General features: G+C 36.2%; 18 protein-coding genes. 9 read left to right on the forward strand and 9 right to left on the reverse strand.

The annotated features are described in order from the left end of the window. Positions 1 to 34 precede the first annotated feature (34 nt). Positions 35 to 1,333 carry a S8 family peptidase gene (locus tag CES88_RS04780; RefSeq protein ID WP_290731702.1) on the reverse strand — a complete coding sequence of 433 codons (1,299 nt, stop codon included), beginning with the start codon at positions 1,331 to 1,333 and terminating at the stop codon, positions 35 to 37. Between the two features lie 169 nt (positions 1,334 to 1,502). Here CES88_RS04780 and CES88_RS04785 point away from each other — a divergent pair, with 169 nt between their 5' ends. Beyond that, positions 1,503 to 2,252 (forward strand): transporter substrate-binding domain-containing protein, encoded by a 750-nt coding sequence (locus CES88_RS04785; RefSeq protein WP_290731705.1) that lies wholly within the window; start codon positions 1,503 to 1,505, stop codon positions 2,250 to 2,252. Between the two features lie 55 nt (positions 2,253 to 2,307). Beyond that, positions 2,308 to 2,988, forward strand: a complete 681-nt coding sequence (locus CES88_RS04790) for a transporter substrate-binding domain-containing protein (RefSeq protein ID WP_290733273.1) — start codon at positions 2,308 to 2,310, stop codon at positions 2,986 to 2,988. Here the strand turns inward: CES88_RS04790 and CES88_RS04795 are convergent. After that, positions 2,985 to 3,920, reverse strand: coding sequence for a hypothetical protein (locus tag CES88_RS04795; protein WP_290731708.1), 936 nt, complete (start codon positions 3,918 to 3,920; stop codon positions 2,985 to 2,987). The genes CES88_RS04790 and CES88_RS04795 overlap by 4 nt on opposite strands. A gap of 104 nt (positions 3,921 to 4,024) precedes the next feature. Then, the gene (locus CES88_RS04800; RefSeq protein WP_290731710.1) at positions 4,025 to 5,182 is read right to left on the reverse strand and encodes a hypothetical protein; all 1,158 of its coding nucleotides are present in this window, start codon (positions 5,180 to 5,182) and stop codon (positions 4,025 to 4,027) included. A gap of 130 nt (positions 5,183 to 5,312) precedes the next feature. Between CES88_RS04800 and CES88_RS04805 the strand changes: the two genes are divergently transcribed. The 5 genes from CES88_RS04805 (at position 5,313) to CES88_RS04825 (ending at position 9,085) form a co-directional block, all read left to right on the forward strand. Further along, positions 5,313 to 5,954: a MarC family protein gene (locus CES88_RS04805; protein ID WP_290731712.1), complete on the forward strand. Its 642-nt coding sequence runs from the start codon at positions 5,313 to 5,315 to the stop codon at positions 5,952 to 5,954. Positions 5,955 to 6,060: 106 nt separating this feature from the next. Beyond that, positions 6,061 to 7,389: a D-alanyl-D-alanine carboxypeptidase gene (locus CES88_RS04810; protein WP_290731715.1), complete on the forward strand. Its 1,329-nt coding sequence runs from the start codon at positions 6,061 to 6,063 to the stop codon at positions 7,387 to 7,389. A gap of 9 nt (positions 7,390 to 7,398) precedes the next feature. Further along, positions 7,399 to 8,289, forward strand: coding sequence for an ankyrin repeat domain-containing protein (locus CES88_RS04815; RefSeq protein WP_290731718.1), 891 nt, complete (start codon positions 7,399 to 7,401; stop codon positions 8,287 to 8,289). Positions 8,290 to 8,630: 341 nt separating this feature from the next. After that, the gene (locus CES88_RS04820; RefSeq protein WP_290731722.1) at positions 8,631 to 8,852 is read left to right on the forward strand and encodes a hypothetical protein; all 222 of its coding nucleotides are present in this window, start codon (positions 8,631 to 8,633) and stop codon (positions 8,850 to 8,852) included. An 80-nt stretch (positions 8,853 to 8,932) separates the two neighbouring features. Beyond that, entirely contained in the window at positions 8,933 to 9,085 is a 153-nt protein-coding gene (locus CES88_RS04825) for a hypothetical protein (protein ID WP_290731725.1), read from the forward strand. Between the two features lie 8 nt (positions 9,086 to 9,093). On the opposite strand, the gene CES88_RS04830 is transcribed toward CES88_RS04825, so the two are convergent. Beyond that, positions 9,094 to 9,576 (reverse strand): hypothetical protein, encoded by a 483-nt coding sequence (locus CES88_RS04830; protein WP_290731728.1) that lies wholly within the window; start codon positions 9,574 to 9,576, stop codon positions 9,094 to 9,096. A 259-nt stretch (positions 9,577 to 9,835) separates the two neighbouring features. Between CES88_RS04830 and CES88_RS04835 the strand changes: the two genes are divergently transcribed. Beyond that, positions 9,836 to 10,273, forward strand: coding sequence for a globin (locus tag CES88_RS04835; RefSeq protein ID WP_290731731.1), 438 nt, complete (start codon positions 9,836 to 9,838; stop codon positions 10,271 to 10,273). Between the two features lie 73 nt (positions 10,274 to 10,346). Further along, positions 10,347 to 11,396 carry a hypothetical protein gene (locus CES88_RS04840; protein ID WP_290731734.1) on the forward strand — a complete coding sequence of 350 codons (1,050 nt, stop codon included), beginning with the start codon at positions 10,347 to 10,349 and terminating at the stop codon, positions 11,394 to 11,396. A gap of 6 nt (positions 11,397 to 11,402) precedes the next feature. Here the strand turns inward: CES88_RS04840 and CES88_RS04845 are convergent, their stop codons facing one another. From CES88_RS04845 to tsaE, 5 genes are all read right to left on the reverse strand, one after another. Then, a complete protein-coding gene (locus CES88_RS04845; RefSeq protein ID WP_290731737.1) occupies positions 11,403 to 12,098 on the reverse strand; it encodes a hypothetical protein in 696 nt (231 codons plus the stop codon). A gap of 196 nt (positions 12,099 to 12,294) precedes the next feature. After that, the gene (locus CES88_RS04850) at positions 12,295 to 12,573 is read right to left on the reverse strand and encodes an HU family DNA-binding protein (RefSeq protein WP_290731741.1); all 279 of its coding nucleotides are present in this window, start codon (positions 12,571 to 12,573) and stop codon (positions 12,295 to 12,297) included. Positions 12,574 to 12,751: 178 nt separating this feature from the next. Continuing rightward, positions 12,752 to 13,918: an aminotransferase class V-fold PLP-dependent enzyme gene (locus CES88_RS04855; RefSeq protein WP_290731744.1), complete on the reverse strand. Its 1,167-nt coding sequence runs from the start codon at positions 13,916 to 13,918 to the stop codon at positions 12,752 to 12,754. Beyond that, positions 13,899 to 14,438, reverse strand: a complete 540-nt coding sequence (locus tag CES88_RS04860; RefSeq protein WP_290731747.1) for an Rrf2 family transcriptional regulator — start codon at positions 14,436 to 14,438, stop codon at positions 13,899 to 13,901. The genes CES88_RS04855 and CES88_RS04860 overlap by 20 nt, the downstream gene beginning before the upstream one ends. A 408-nt stretch (positions 14,439 to 14,846) precedes the next feature. After that, the gene (gene tsaE / locus CES88_RS04865; protein ID WP_290731750.1) at positions 14,847 to 15,302 is read right to left on the reverse strand and encodes a tRNA (adenosine(37)-N6)-threonylcarbamoyltransferase complex ATPase subunit type 1 TsaE; all 456 of its coding nucleotides are present in this window, start codon (positions 15,300 to 15,302) and stop codon (positions 14,847 to 14,849) included. Positions 15,303 to 15,311 lie beyond the last annotated feature (9 nt).

The raw sequence follows: 15,311 nt of genomic DNA on the forward strand, positions 1-15,311 counted from the left end.
TGGTCCCTTCTCTTCTTTATACATTTAAATTTAATTATTGCTTAACAGCTGCGGCCAAATCGACAAGTCCACCTGAAGCGACTTTAGTAGAGAAACTTCTACTCTTACTCACTGTATCCATAATGATATTTTTCAATTGCACTGGAGACAAGTTAGGATTTCTAGAAAGGATCTCTGCGGCAACACCAGCAGTATTAGGTGAGGCCATAGAAGTTCCAGACATTGAAGAATATCTATTTCCAGGAACAGTTGAATAAATCGACGATCCAGGAGCGATGACATCAACATTCTTAATTCCATAATTAGAAAAGTAAGACATTCCTAATTTTGAATTAGAGGCAACAACTAATAGACTTTCTGATTCAAATGATGCTGGATAAGTAAGACGTGTGTCTATATTTTGAGAACTATTTCCCGCTGCTGCAACAACTAGAACTCCATACTCAGAACCAATATAGTCGATAACTTCTTTAACCAGCATTCCACCTTCATTATGAGACTTTCCAAAAGAGCAATTAATCACTCTCGCACCATTCTTCGCTGCATACATGAACGCTTCTGCCACATCAACATCTGTTTCATCAGAGCTATTTGGAACTGTTCTGATTCCCATAATCTCTACATTTGATGCTACACCGGCAATTCCCTTTCCATTATTTTGTTTAGCCGCAATAGTTCCCGAAACGTGAGTACCATGACTATGCCCATCCATAATATCCATCGTGGCATTTCCCTCGTCATCGCGTACAAGAGTATTAATTCCGTGAATATCGTCAATGTAACCATTGCCATCATCATCGATTCCATTGCCAGGAATTTCTCCAGAGTTTGTCCACATCACCTCTCTTAGATCTTCGTGATTATAATCAACACCAGTATCTACTACTGCGACAATAATTTTCTCAGAGTTAGAGCTATCGTAATTTTCGTAGGCAGCAAAGACATTCATTCCCTTACTATCAGCTGGTTTAAATCCCCAAAGTTTACTAACCTTTGGATCATTAAATGGACCAGAGCCTTTGTTAAATCCGTGGGCAACTTTATGAGGATTTAACGCCTTTGGAAGCTCTTCCCTCTTAGCATAGAAGTCTTTATTAACCGAGAGAATGGCACTTGAAGTCTTTAGGTCTCTTTCGAGTTCTAAGACATTCTTTGTTCTTACAATATAAGTATTTTTAAAAAGGTGCATTGAAGACTTTATTAAATCATTTGCAGGAAGAGAACTTCCCTCTTTTAATTTAACAATTAATCTTCCTTGATGAAACTTTGGAGAAGATGCCATGGCACTTGAACCAAGAACGAGAGAAGCTATAACTAATGATTTCTTTATCAAAACAATTCCTTTGTTTACGTTTATTTAAATAGTTTAGAAATTAAATTTCAAAATGACATCACACAATTTCTGACATCTTTCTCCGACAAAAAGAATCAACTATAAAGAAATTTCCAAACTATAAATAATTGTTATAATGAATCCTTAATTTACTTCAACGAGCAATTTTGTGAAAGTACTACTCATTCTCCTGACCTTCTCTTTCTCAACTTACGCCTTTTCAAAATCGATTAGAATAGGAGGGCTAATTCACATTCCTCCTTATTTTAACAAGACTAAAAATACTGGAATTGAACTTGAACTTCTAAGCGCCGCTTTTAAACAGGCGGGCTACGATAATACGCTAACGATTTTCTCTAGTAGCAAAAGGGCCATACAACTACTCAATCACGAAGAGGTCGATGCTATAGTGAGCAATAAGCGCGATTCCTTCTATGGGGAAGTTGAAAATATTTACACATCACATAATATTCTAAACTTTATTGATTGCGCAATTACTTTAAAAACATCCCCTCTTTCTAGTCAGAAAGTTTCAAGCTTAAAAGGCAAAGCAATTTGGGCCTTTCCAGGAGCGAGCACTTCTCTTGGAGATCAATTTAAAGAAGTCATTAAGGGAAATAACCAATACACTGAGTTCATAGATCAGCTCAACCAACCCAAAGCACTCATAAAGAAGAGAATAGATGTCGCCATATCAGACAGAAATATATTTGTGACACAGGCGATTAAAGATGGTTATTCACCTTCTGACTTTCTTTTCACAAATGTTGTTGGCTCAACAACACCTAGATCACTTCGTTTTAAGGATAAGTCTCTTCGCGACAAATTCGATAAAGCACTAAAAGAAATAAGAAAAAATGGAGACTATAAGAAAGTCCTTATGAAATATAAAGAGCTCTATAGGCCAACATGTAATTAAGGAATTTCTAAGCTTTAATCTATGAAAAAAGTCCCCCTCAGCTACAGAGGTAAAAATTGGAACAACCGTATCGATGCCTCCCTATCTCAACGAGGAGAAGTTCACAGGAATAGAAATAGATCTCATAAAAAATGCTTTTATGAATCAGGGAATAAAAGAATTTAAACATGTAGACTCAAGTTTTAAGAGGGCAATCAAACTACTCGTAGAAAATAGAGTTGATGCGATAATTACCAATGGATCAAATACTTACTATTCAGATTTTAAGAATATTTACCCCTCTCATACGATTTTAAATTACGTAGACTGCGTGATTAGTTTAAAAAGCAGTAAGGAAGAATTTAAAAAGCCATCTGACATAATTGGAAAGAGAGTTTGGGCATTTAAATCTGCAAAGAAGTCATTAGGGCAAGAATTTGCGAGAGCGGCCGGTCTTACGGCAGAATACAATGAGTCTATTGATCAACTCCTACAGCCAAAAGCTCTTTTAAAAGGAAGAATGGACTTTGCTATATCTGATAGAAATATTTTCTTCACCCAAGCTTTAAAGGATAAGATTGATCTTAACTTATTTCGAGTCTTTAATCTCAGCAGTAAAACTCCAAGGGTTCTTAGGTTTCATAGTAAGAAATTGAGAGATTTATTTAATAATGGCCTAAGCAATATAAGAAAGAATGGAACTTATGAATTGATCCTTGCTAAATACAAGGACCAATATAAATCAACGTGTAACTAGAGAGCAATATAGAGTTCGCCTAAGTTTTCTTTGACAATATCTACAACTTCACCGTGAGAGTTTTTAACGGGAGTAGATCTATACCAAGAGGCTTTTCTCTCTCCATTTAAGTCCATCTCGTCTGTTTGCCTCTCGGACCAAACTCCCGCTGCTGATTTCCAGTAGTGAGCTCCAAGATTTACGCTTGTATAACTTCCGTCTTCATCACGAGTTTGAAAGAACGGTGAATTTTGTCCAGTAGCAACGACTGTTTGACACCCAGACATTTTAGCAAACGAGTCCGCAAAGTAAGTTGAAACATTACACGCATAGAATTGAGCAATACAACTTCCACAGAACTTAATCGTCCCTTTTCTTATTTCCTTATCAACATCATCTCTAAAAGATCTAGCTCCAGTCTTAGCAACCCCTTCTGGGCCATGGGCATTATCAACATAGATACCATTAAATCCAGATTTTCCAGAAAGACCATGCCCCTCTCCAGTTCTTCCCTCACTTCTCCACCCATGAGAAGTCGAAGTAATCTTTGGAATACAACCGTTCTCTTTCGTATAATCTTTAAGAGCATTAATAAACTTCTTTCCATTCTTCCAAGAAACAAGTGTATCAAAATTCTTCTTACTTAGAATAAGATCAAAGGCCGGCTCGTCTTCGTTAGACTTTTTAACTAGCCCAAGACCTTTCTTATTTCCTGTAAAGATTGTTAAACCATTCTTCTCATAACTCTCAATCTTCATTCTAGAGATAAAGTTCTCTCTATATTCAATTCCCTCAGGAAGCTCGCTCACCTTTGCAGGTAACCCTTCACCATGAGTCTTAGAAAAAACCTTTGTCATATACTTCGCTATAAAGTTATCGATGACATTCGCCTGTACGGGAATAGTAGCAATTGATGTTGCGAGAATGAGAACTCTTACATGATTCATTTTCATAAAACCTCCAAAAGGATAAGATGGAGGTTTATACGACAAAGGAACGCAGCGCACAATATGATATGTAAATTCTATTGATCCCCTAACTGTCTGTTAATAAAGACTTAGTCAGAGTTTACACAACTTATAAGCTTATTTAGGTTCTCTCCCGTTGAATTCATAAGCGGACCAAAGTGATTATAAGCATAACCTGAATAAATCCACGGAGACACACATCTATCTTCTTTTGCAGAACCTGAATTGCTCGGATGAACTGCCGTAGATTTGCTCGAATTAATCTGAATGGAGAAAGTTTGAACGACTTTATTAACTCCACAGAAAGCGTTCATAGTTTGTAGCGATGATCCAAAAACTTCTATAAGTTCACTCTTAGAAGAATTTGTCTTCACTCTACAGCTAGGAAAGTTTTCATTCCACGATTTTAGACATGGGTTAATATTCCCACCACCATTTGGAGTAAATTGAAAGAGCCCAATATTAAGCTTTGAGGCTTCATCTTGATATGGGTCTTCATAGAATTTTACACCCGCTGGCTTTCTATAATTACTACTTTCATATTTGGCCGCCACTCTATTACTACTACTTGAGTCCGCCGTTGATAGAGACTCTGTATAGGCCAAACAAGAAAAGAATTTAGACCACGTCTTAACAAGCTCCATGCGTGCGCCGTCTTCCCCATCGATCATTCTCTCTCTTAAACCATTCACTCTCTCTTCAAATTGATTTAATTTTGCAATTACGCTACTAGAAGGAACTCTCCCCGACTTCTTAAGAGTTCTAGTAAGAGAGCTCTTAGTTGAATGACAAAGAGGCCTCTGCGCTAAACCCGAGAGAAGAAAGTCTTCGTTATTTCTTGGAACTCCATAATAAGGAGCTAGTGCTGAGAGCTGAGTTCTCGTTTCCTCTAATTGTGATTCAACAAAGAAGCTAAGCCTTTGGCTAAACTTATCGTACCCTTCAAGACCTTCTTCACAGTAGTCACTAAATTTATCATGGGTATCTACTCTCATTTTAGAGAGTGCCCCATAACTTCCAAAATAGGAATCAACTCTAGTTCCTACAATATCTGCAACTTCTAAAAAGTCTCTAGGAGGATTAGGATTTGGCACAGGGTCTGGCCTCGGCGTTTGTGCGGGAGGTGCTGGTGGAATTGGAGTTTGTGCAGGAGGTTCCGGCTCTGGCCGTCTCGACCTAAAAAGCCCCATAGCATTTATTGACTGACATAATAAAAGAAAACTGAGTAAAACGATCCCTTTTTTCACGCTACCTCCGAAATAAATTCTTCAACTTGTGAAACTATTCGGTTGCGCTTATAAGAGAGTTAGAAAGATTATTTAAATGGAAGAAATGAGAAAAAACTTCTCTTCTCTATAGCAATAGATAGGAATACTTATGTACCAGGCATTTGAAGATACTTTGAAATTTTCAATTACTCTTATATCGATCCTAAATCCAATTGGAATTATTCCTATATTCTTAGATCTAACAAAGAGAAATAGTGAGTCCCAAATTTTAAAAATTTCTCACTCATGCTCTATCGCAGTTGTGATCACTATTATAATCAGCCTTGTAGCAGGCCAATACGTTTTAGAATTCTTTGGCATTAGTATCGCTTCATTTACAATTGGTGGAGGAATACTCTTATCTTCTATGGCCTTTAGTATGATCCAAGCAACGTCTTCTAATGCAAAAATCAATGACACTGAAATTGAAGAGATGCAAGATCTACGTGAACTTGGTATTGTACCTCTCGCTATCCCACTACTTTCAGGGCCTGGAGCTATTTCAACTTCCATCATTCACGCTAAATCATTTATAACGGTCTACCACTGGGTTGGTGCTATTACAGCGGTGATTTTAATTGGAATTCTCGTTCGCTATGTTCTCTCTTATTCAAAGAAAATTGGAGAGAGACTTGGAACTATCGGACAAAATGTCATGACCAGAATCATGGGTATCATTCTTCTGGCAATTGCTATTGAAATGATTGTGGGTGGAGTTAAGGAGATTATTCCAATCCTAAAAGGCGCTTAAGATACTGTTTTTATATACAAAGTAACTAAGTATTTTTTATAACGCATATTGTCACTTCTTAAAATTTAAGGCATAAGTTCTGAGCTTATCTAACTTAGGACATAATATGTTAAAGAAAATTATCACAACAAGTACACTCCTTCTTGCGGCAAATTCTCCAGCAATGGCAGACTTAAAAACAGACTGGGAATCCATACTATCAAATTACAATATGACTCCACAGTACCATTCCTTCTGCTACACAGATAAAAATGGCGAGATAAAAGGATCAAATCCAAATATGAAAGTGAGGCTTGCCTCTGTTTCAAAGCTAATTACAAGCTACTGGGCACTAGAGAAACTTGGAGCTGACTATCAATATAAGAGCGAGTTCTATCTCGTTGATAAGCACCTTCATATCGTTGGAGACTTAGATCCAATTTATTCAAAGAGAAAATTATTCTTTCTTCTCTCTCAATTAAATAATTTAGGAATTCATGAATTAGATAAAATCACTTTTGACAAAAACCTCATCGTCTACGCAAATGCTGAAGACTACACTGGTGATATTTTAAGAATGACAACCAGTAGAAGTGCTACAAACTTAAAAGACTTCTTTCATACGCCTGATTGGAATAGATTAAAGGTTGCTTATAAAGATTTTATTAAATCAACTCCTACTGAAGTGATTGATAATCTACAAATCCGAGAAGACTTAGAAGACTTAAACCTCTCGGTAAAGTCTGTCTCAGTTGTTGAGGAAAACCCCTTAAAAGACTCTCCAGATGCGATGAGAACAATTCATCTCTCTCCAATTATTGTGAAGTACTTAAAGGCGATGAATATTAAGTCTAATAATTTCATTGCAGATCAAGTATTCAATAAACTTGGTGGAGAGAAAGAATTTGATAAATTTATTAAGACTAAAATTGAAAACTGGCTTCCAAATCTAGATGTTGATAGAACAAATTTTAGTAAGACTGAAAGTAGTATTAAACTCTACTCTGGCTCAGGACTTCCTGAGTTTAAAAATAGTGAGAGATTAGATAATTTTGCAACTTGCTCTATCATAGTAAAAATTGTCGAAGAGATGGACAAGAAACTAGATGAGGTTGGAAAATCTCTCGCAAAGATCACTGCAGTATCAGGAAGCGATATCGATAAGACTGGAGCGACTCAGTCTACGATTAGAGCGAGATTTCTCTCACCTAAAGTTAAAGATTCCTTAATGGTTAAAACGGGAACACTCTTTCACACTTCCACACTTGCAGGAAAAGTAAGTGCAAATAATGGAGCCCACTACTTTGGAGTTTTTCACCAGCTCAGAGGCTGGAAGGGAAATGCTAAGGCCTCTCAAGATGAAATTGTAGAAAAATTAGTAGAAACAAATGGTGGGGCTCAGAAAGTTCACTACGAAAAAGAATTCTTCTTTCCTGCCTATGAGGTTATGAGATAGAATTTATGAATGAAATTAAAATATTTTAAATTATTTTTTATAGTGACAACTATTTTTCTAGTAGTTGTCACTGTTCGAACTGTTTTCTTTAACACCGACTCCCACAATCATTCTCACGATCACCAAGATAAAGAGCATCATGCTGAGAAAGATCAAATTGATCAATTAGTGGAAGTGGCCCTCTCTCAGAATGAGTTAAAGAGTTTTGAGAGTCTTCCCTTTGTCTATCAGATTGATAGCCTCATTCAAAAAGGTGACTTTAAACACTTTAAAGAAATTCTCTCAAAGAAGAAGGATATAAAAGAAACTATTAACGACTTTTCGAAAGAAGATGGAAGAACTCTCCTCACAAGGGCCTCTTTTGGAGCGCAACTTCCCTTTGTGAAGTACTTAGTTGACGAGCTCGGCGCTGATGTAAATAAGCCCGATAAAGATCAGATCACCCCTCTAATGGAGGCCGCTGCCAGCGAGAATATAGCGGTGGTAAAATTTCTTCTTGAAAAGAAGGCCGATGTGAACACTCAAAATAAGCTTGGTGCAGACTCTCTTACTATTGCTCTCTCTTCGGGAGATCCAGAGCTTGCGGCCATACTTCTAAAAAATGGGGCCAATGCAAATCTTAAGTGGAATAAGAAGAATCTCTCACACCTCATGAACGCAGCCAGAAATGGCCACAGAGGAATCGTCAGAGTCCTTCTGTCCCATCAAGCGCGAATTAACGATCAAGATGACCAAGGAAATACAGCACTTCACTACGCGGCAGCTCAGGGCTTTAAAGAGGTTGTTGAAGATCTATTACGAGCAGGAGCTATCAAAGAAATTCAAAACAATAAGAAGAAGATGCCAATTGATCTCGCAAGAGAAGAAGGTTTCTCGTTCATCGAACAGGCCCTTAAATAAAAAGGAGGGCCTTGATCAGAATAAAATTTGTAATTGTAAGATAGGATTTTTGTAGTTTGTGATAAGACCCATTCGGATCATTATAAAGAGGTTGGCTAAGGTAGGATTTAAGCAATTACTAGTTTGCTGATCAAGGCCATCGGTACCAACCGGTTACATTTATATAAGCAAGGCGTGTGCCAACTTTTAAAATCATATTTTTAATAACTTAGATGGTGTCAGAATGGAAAATGGCCCGATGGGGTTCATTTGGAAACCGGCCAAAAAGAAACCGGCCTATACTAGTCGGAAATATTTTCAAGATTAACGCGCACCGCGTCATTGTGTGATAATTATATTCTATGCTTAAAGACTTTATAAAAATTCAAATACTCGCTATCCTAATTCTCGTAATTAATGCACTCGCTACTCAGGACTTTAAAGTTGTAACTAAGAAAGAAGAGAGCGCACCTAGAGAAAAGGTTCTAAAGAAGAAAGCAAAGAAGAATTCAACGCCACAAGTGATCACGTCAACAGATCCAAAGAAGATGCTACTCGATGCCCTTAGAGATTCTCTTAATTAAATCCTAAAAATATTCATCAAAACGTAACAATACATTTTTTTAAAAGTCCTTATACTCCAAATGTAAACTTAGGAGTGAGTATGAATTCTTTAAAGAAATTAATTGCCGCAATAAAATTGATCTTTAGTTCAAGAGATAATTCTTATGAATTGCAAACCTACATGGATTTAGAGATGAGAAAAGTTTCGAATTTAGATGATAAGAACTTTAATGATAAATTACTCAAGAGTTAGTTAGTTAGTTAGTTAGTAGAGATATTGCTAATCATCGAATCTACTCTATCATCTTCCGTTAACGTCTGAGTACATTCAATGGTCTTCCACTTGCTCTTACAGCTGAAGGCCGTTGTTCTAAGTTCTTTCTCGTTTCGAAAAGGAATATCTTCGTATTCAACTTTTTCTAAGTTGCTACTTTCAACACTATAATTATTCTTCTTCTTTAATTTATATGGAACTTCACTAACATCGTAACTAACCACACCCGATTTAAATTTAGGTGAAATAAAAACAAGTCGCCCTTTCTTTCTCATAAATACGTGATCACTCTTAGGACCTGTAGAATGCTTCTTCTTACCTTGAAACCATTCCTGCTTATTGAGTGTATACACACCCCAAATAGTCTTAGACCTCTTATAAGTCGTTTTAACGTGAATACTTTGCGTCTGCTTAGCATCTAAGCTAATTCCACAGAGAAAAAATAACGTCATAATTGATATATTCTTCATTAGCACCTCGCCCAGTCTATATAAAGCAAGACTCGCTCCAGAAAAAGCACAGATTATCAACAACTTAGACCAGCAGTACTGTCTAAATCTTTTGCGGCCCACTGTATAGCAGACAATTAAAACTAAATATCGTTTACAAAGGGCCAAATCGGGCAAGAAGCTTAGGCCAATCTTAGGTATAATTAAGTGATAAAATGAGCGTAGAATGGGTTTACTACTAAATGGTAATAATATTTATATAACAAAGAGATGAGTTACTGTGAGAGAAAGAAAGAAAACATGGGATCAGAAAGTAATGCTTGCTGAAGAAAGCTTCCTTCGAGCCAGAAACAATATAACCTTCGCAAAAAGGTTCTATCAGAATCTATTTTTATTAAACCCAGAAATTCAAGATTACTTTAAAAACACTGACTTTAAGTATCAAGAGAAGGCCCTAATGAATGGGCTAAATATCTTATTTAGCTATCTGCATAAAGATGAGTTCGCAAGAACCCAGGTATCACGACTCTCAAAAGTCCATAATATTGATGGCCTAAAAATTCATCCTTACCTATATTACTACTGGATTGAAGCTCTGATTATTACAATCCAAGAGTTTGATACCTCATGGCATGATGATCTCGCTTATTACCTAAGAGAAGTCATAAATTACCCAATTTCCTTCTTCACCTCCCAGTACTTTATTGCTCACGAGTAAATTGACTCAGATGACAGAAAAGGATTGTTCTATTAGTGTAATTACTTTGGTTAAATTAGCTAAAGAAAAAATTATGACTAAGAACTTTATAAAGATATGCTTACTACTTTCTCTCGTTGGGCAAACATATGCCAAAAGAGAGATAGTTAAAATTTCTAACCTCAACATAGCAACTAATAAAGATGGTGGAACTACTCTTGGAAAACTCTCCTGGACAGACTTCAATGTAGACTTTGGCGGAAATATTATTTCTGCTAATAACCAGGGAGAGCCTCTTAATGGCTCATTTAGTATTAACGATCAGAAGTTCAATGCAAAACTATCCTTTGCAACTTATAAGACTGAATTATCTGTTGATAACCCACTTATCACTCTAGACCATCTTCACCTAAAAGATGCTCAAGTCAACTTTGATAAAGATGAAATGTCTTTCGAGACTCCATCACTTAAGATAGGTACTAATAATACAACCGTCTCAGCAAAATCTCTTAAAGGAAGCTGTGACCCTAAAGGTGACCCATCTACTGATATTGATATAGTCTGCTTAAGTAATGGAGATCTTAAGGCCCAACAAGCACAGTTGATAAACGACACAATTAATATTCTCACTAATAGTTTTAAGGCATACATCACACCTGCAACAATAGCGATTGATGCATCTAAGAATGTTTTTTCTTCGAATGGTGCAGACACTCTAGTGGCCAAGCTTAAAGCAGACTGCTCAAATGGAATCAGAACAAGGTTTAATATTGAAGACTTTATCTCCGGATGTTTAAAGGAGTCACATATTGCCCTGGACGGCTTTTCTCAGATAAAAGAAGTTCCAAAACTACAGTTAGAAAATAAAGAACTGGCAAACTTACAAGATATTAAATACGTAAAGGTTGATATTAATGAAAATAGATTCTTTCTCTTATCCAGAATAAGAGTACTGTTTCTTGTAAATCTAAAAGTGAGTGGAGAAATAGAGCACTTACCAGAGGATGAGATACTTAAACTGAAAATTTCAAAAGCTTACATTGCAGGAATACCTGCGAAGACTCTTACGCTTTCAATACTTCAGACATTCTTAGAGGAAGACTCTATACAGATAAAGGGCGATACAATCTATATCGCCCTATAAAACAAACTAGAGAGCTTGTTCGAAATCATCTAAGATATGCTTTGCGACTTCTCTTTCTTTTTCTGAAAAGTGATCATTGTCGATAATATCACTTACCGAAAGAAAGACATCTTCAAATCTTGTCGCTCTCAGTGCAACTTTATTATAGAAATTAATTGCAGGGTTTTGATTAAAAGCCCTCGTAAACGCAAGAACTGAAAGATCTAGGCTATAACCAATATTAGTATTTGAAGTTCTGTATAAGTCTAAATCTCTACTCATTGGAGGATTAAGCTCATTCCAAAATCTCTGAGCTGAAAGCATAATCATCTGCTCAACTTCAACAACTCTAACTTTTGGAAACTTCTCTAACTGATAACGCTTTTCCATAATCATTCTAGTCATCCCCTGAACCATAATCCATGAGAGATACTCATTAGATGCTGAGTGGAGATCTGGATGAATAACGAGAAGGTTTTCAAGTCTCTTATAGGCCTTCTTGTGAGGACATGGATAGGCATCGATATCTCCAACAGTACAACCATAGATATAATTAAAGAACGGATAACTATCAATCACATCTCTATGAATCGCTTGTCCTACTCTTTGTTGTAGAATGTAATTTGCCATAGTGATGGTAAGTTTTCTTCTAGGGTTTGAACTCTTTGCAGAAATACTAAAGCTAGAAAGAGCGAGCATTGTGACCATGACTAAAATCTTCATTTTAAAGTCCCTTTGTATAGTGTGAAATGTGTAAGTGATTTTTATAAAGAATAGACCGTCTAGTCAATAAATTAAATGATAAGATTAGCCATCGCGTCATGCCTAAGTGGGTTTAACTGTAGAGAAAGAATAAAGAAGGTACAAAAAAGGGCCAATAAATTGGCCCTCATATTCTAGATTTTTGGTAAAACCAAAATTAGAACATATCTTTCCAAGCTTTACCTGGCTTAAACTTTGGAAGATTTTTTGCTTTAATTTTAATCTTCTCACCAGTCGCTGGGTTAACACCTGCTCTAGCAGCTCTTCTTACTTTAGAGAAAGAACCAAAACCGATTAGAGAAACGTCTTCACCTTTCTTAACAGTCTTCTTGATAGTATCAATAGTTGCGTTAAGGAAAAGCTCAGCGTCTTTCTTAGTCATTGTTCCTAATTCTTTGTTCTTAAGGATTGCTTCTAATAATTCTTTTTTGTTCATGAATGCCTCCATACATTGGGTTGATAAATATAATGGTGACGGATTTATTTTAACTTGGCAATACCTTTACAACCTTTATTTAAAGGTTTTTTTATTTTTTTTTAGCTAAAGAGCCCTACAGCAAAGGCTTTAAAAAATGTCAATAGTGAAAAAGCAATAATAGAGGCAGTTCTGAGAACTATGAAAATCTTTTTAAAATAGAAGTTATCTTCTCACTATACTCAGCAGCTTCTTCTAAAGTTAATGAGTAAGAAAAAGAAAAACGAAGGGCTGATTTAGCATCTTCTTCAGTAATTCCCATTGAGAGCAACACTCTACTAGGTAGAATGGCTCCTGACGAGCAGGCCGAGCCAGAACTCACATCCATTTTAGCAAGATCAAATGCTGTAATGAGAACATCTGCTTTTCTTCCTGGAAGAATCAAGTAAATAGTATTTCCATTTCTCTTCTTAGCTTTAGTTGAAACGATTCTCGCCTCGCTAGAGAGAACATTGGAGATAGAGTCTTCGATACTTTTCTTAGCAGTGAAAAGTCTTTCATAATCTTGATGTGAAATAATTTCTTCAAGAGCAAGTTTTAGAGAATAGATACCATTTGTATTTTCTGTACCTGAGCGCATCCCCTCTTGTTGCCCTCCACCTCTCATCATGGAACAAAAAGGAAAATCTTCTCTTATAAAAGAAAAACCTACTCCCTTCATAGCGCCAAACTTATGTCCTGAAAATGTATAAGCATCGGCTGCAAAATTTAATTTATTCCACTCTTCAATTTTTCCGATTGATTGAACACTATCCACATGAATGAAACAATTTGTTTCTTCTTTAATTCTAGTGAGGTCATCTAAATTCCAAACTACACCACTCTCATTATTAACCCAAGTAAAGTTTAGTAAGGTTGGTTTTTTAGATTTCTTTAAAAGAGTAATTACTTCTTCAATATCGTAATCACCATTTTCATCTACTCCAAAAGTAGAAACTTCATGGCCATAGAGTTCAAGCTCAGCTCTTAAATTATAAACACAGCTATGATCGACACAGGAGTGAACAAAGTGAATTCTCTCGCCATCAGCAAATGTCTTTTGAGCAAAACCTTTAATGAGAGAATTTATTCCCTCAGTAGCTCCCGAGTGAAAGAAGACTTTATATCCAGACGGCATTTTAAAAGTTTCATTTAAAAACCTCTTAGTATCGTTAATATATCGTTTTGATTTCTTTCCTGATGAATGGATCGAAGAAGGGTTTGCAAAAAGCAAATCCCCGTTAGGGAACCAGTTAATCACTGATTCCGCTAACGGGGATGTCGCATTATAATCGAAATAATATCTGTTATTGATTAATCTCGCCAATTGGATTCCTAATTGCGGAAGTCATTCCAATTGTGTTCTCAAGCGTGTTTGTGTTAACAACTTCAGTTTGAGAATTAGCTTCTTCCGTCTTTGCTTCTATTTCAATCTCATTAGATTTGCGCATTAAATCACCAAGAGATGTCGTTGACAAGTACTCTCTCATGATCACGCCTAGATTTTGAAAATAGTTCTTAGACAGGTGAAATTCTACTGTAGAAGCTGTTTCTGCTTCAGTCCCTAGAATGTCCTTAGCTGGGTTGATGTTCTCACCCACACACTCAAGAATATCCTTAACAGTGATTTGGTCCATGCTTCTAGCAAGTACATAACCACCACCCGGTCCTCTTACAGACTTAACAGCTTGCCCATTTCTAAGCTTTCTGAAAAGTTGCTCTAAGTAGTGAAGTGAAATGTTTTGTCTTTGAGAAATTTCTTGAAGTCTAACAGGGTTCCCGTTTGAGTGGGTAGTTAGGTCAAGCATTGCTCTTACTGCGTAACGTCCTTTAGAAGTGAGTCTCATTGGTCTTCCTCCATAAATCCAATTAAAAGCTTAATAGCTCGGTGTAGTTGCATAATACAAGTTCTGTGTCTTTAACTTGTGTGTGCTCTCTTATTGGGTTCGCTTCCAGTGCTACCCAAAAAATTGATTATTTAAAACCAACCTTCGATAGATAGTATGACAAGTTCAGGTGTCCAAAGTCAACTTCATTTGTGTCTAAAAACTAGGCTTTTTTTCTTTATTTTATAAATTAAGAAATACTTGAGTTTTCTTTTTCGAAATGCCTAATAAATCTAGAGAGTTAGACTTTTTTCATCAAGAACTTACTTTAATCTTAAGCTGAAAAGACAGACTTTATTGGACTAAATCCGAGATTTTTACTCGGAAATAATTTCCACTTTTAGACGTAAGTATTTGATAGTTTTAAAGCTAAAAGTGCTTAAAAAGTTGAATTTTTCTAGGAGAACTTCCCTTTTTCTGAAATTTTTCTGAATTAATTTCAAAAACTAGTTCAAATATTTCCCAATCTTCTTCTAGATTTCTAGAGATCTCTTTTAAAAAAGGCTTTCCCCACTCTACTAGAAAGTAATCTTTATCATCTAAGTAGAGAGATAACTCCAAGTGAACAACTTCTTCACTACTCTTTAATCTATAGAAGTCTGCATGAGCACAATTTCCATTTTCATTTATTACTGAGTAGGTTGGTGAACAGACTTCGCTCTCATCATCACTTTCTATAAAAGTTTTTGTAAACGTCGTCTTTCCGGCTCCAACTGGCCCCGTAAGAATAATAGCACTAGAAGTTGGAATGATTTTCTTTAGCTCATCAGAAAATTCTTCTAAGTCATCTTCAAAAATATCATTCCACTCTCTAATTAATTCCACACAAGACCT

It is taken from the genome of Halobacteriovorax sp. JY17 (assembly GCF_002753895.1).
Taxonomy (GTDB): domain Bacteria; phylum Bdellovibrionota; class Bacteriovoracia; order Bacteriovoracales; family Bacteriovoracaceae; genus Halobacteriovorax.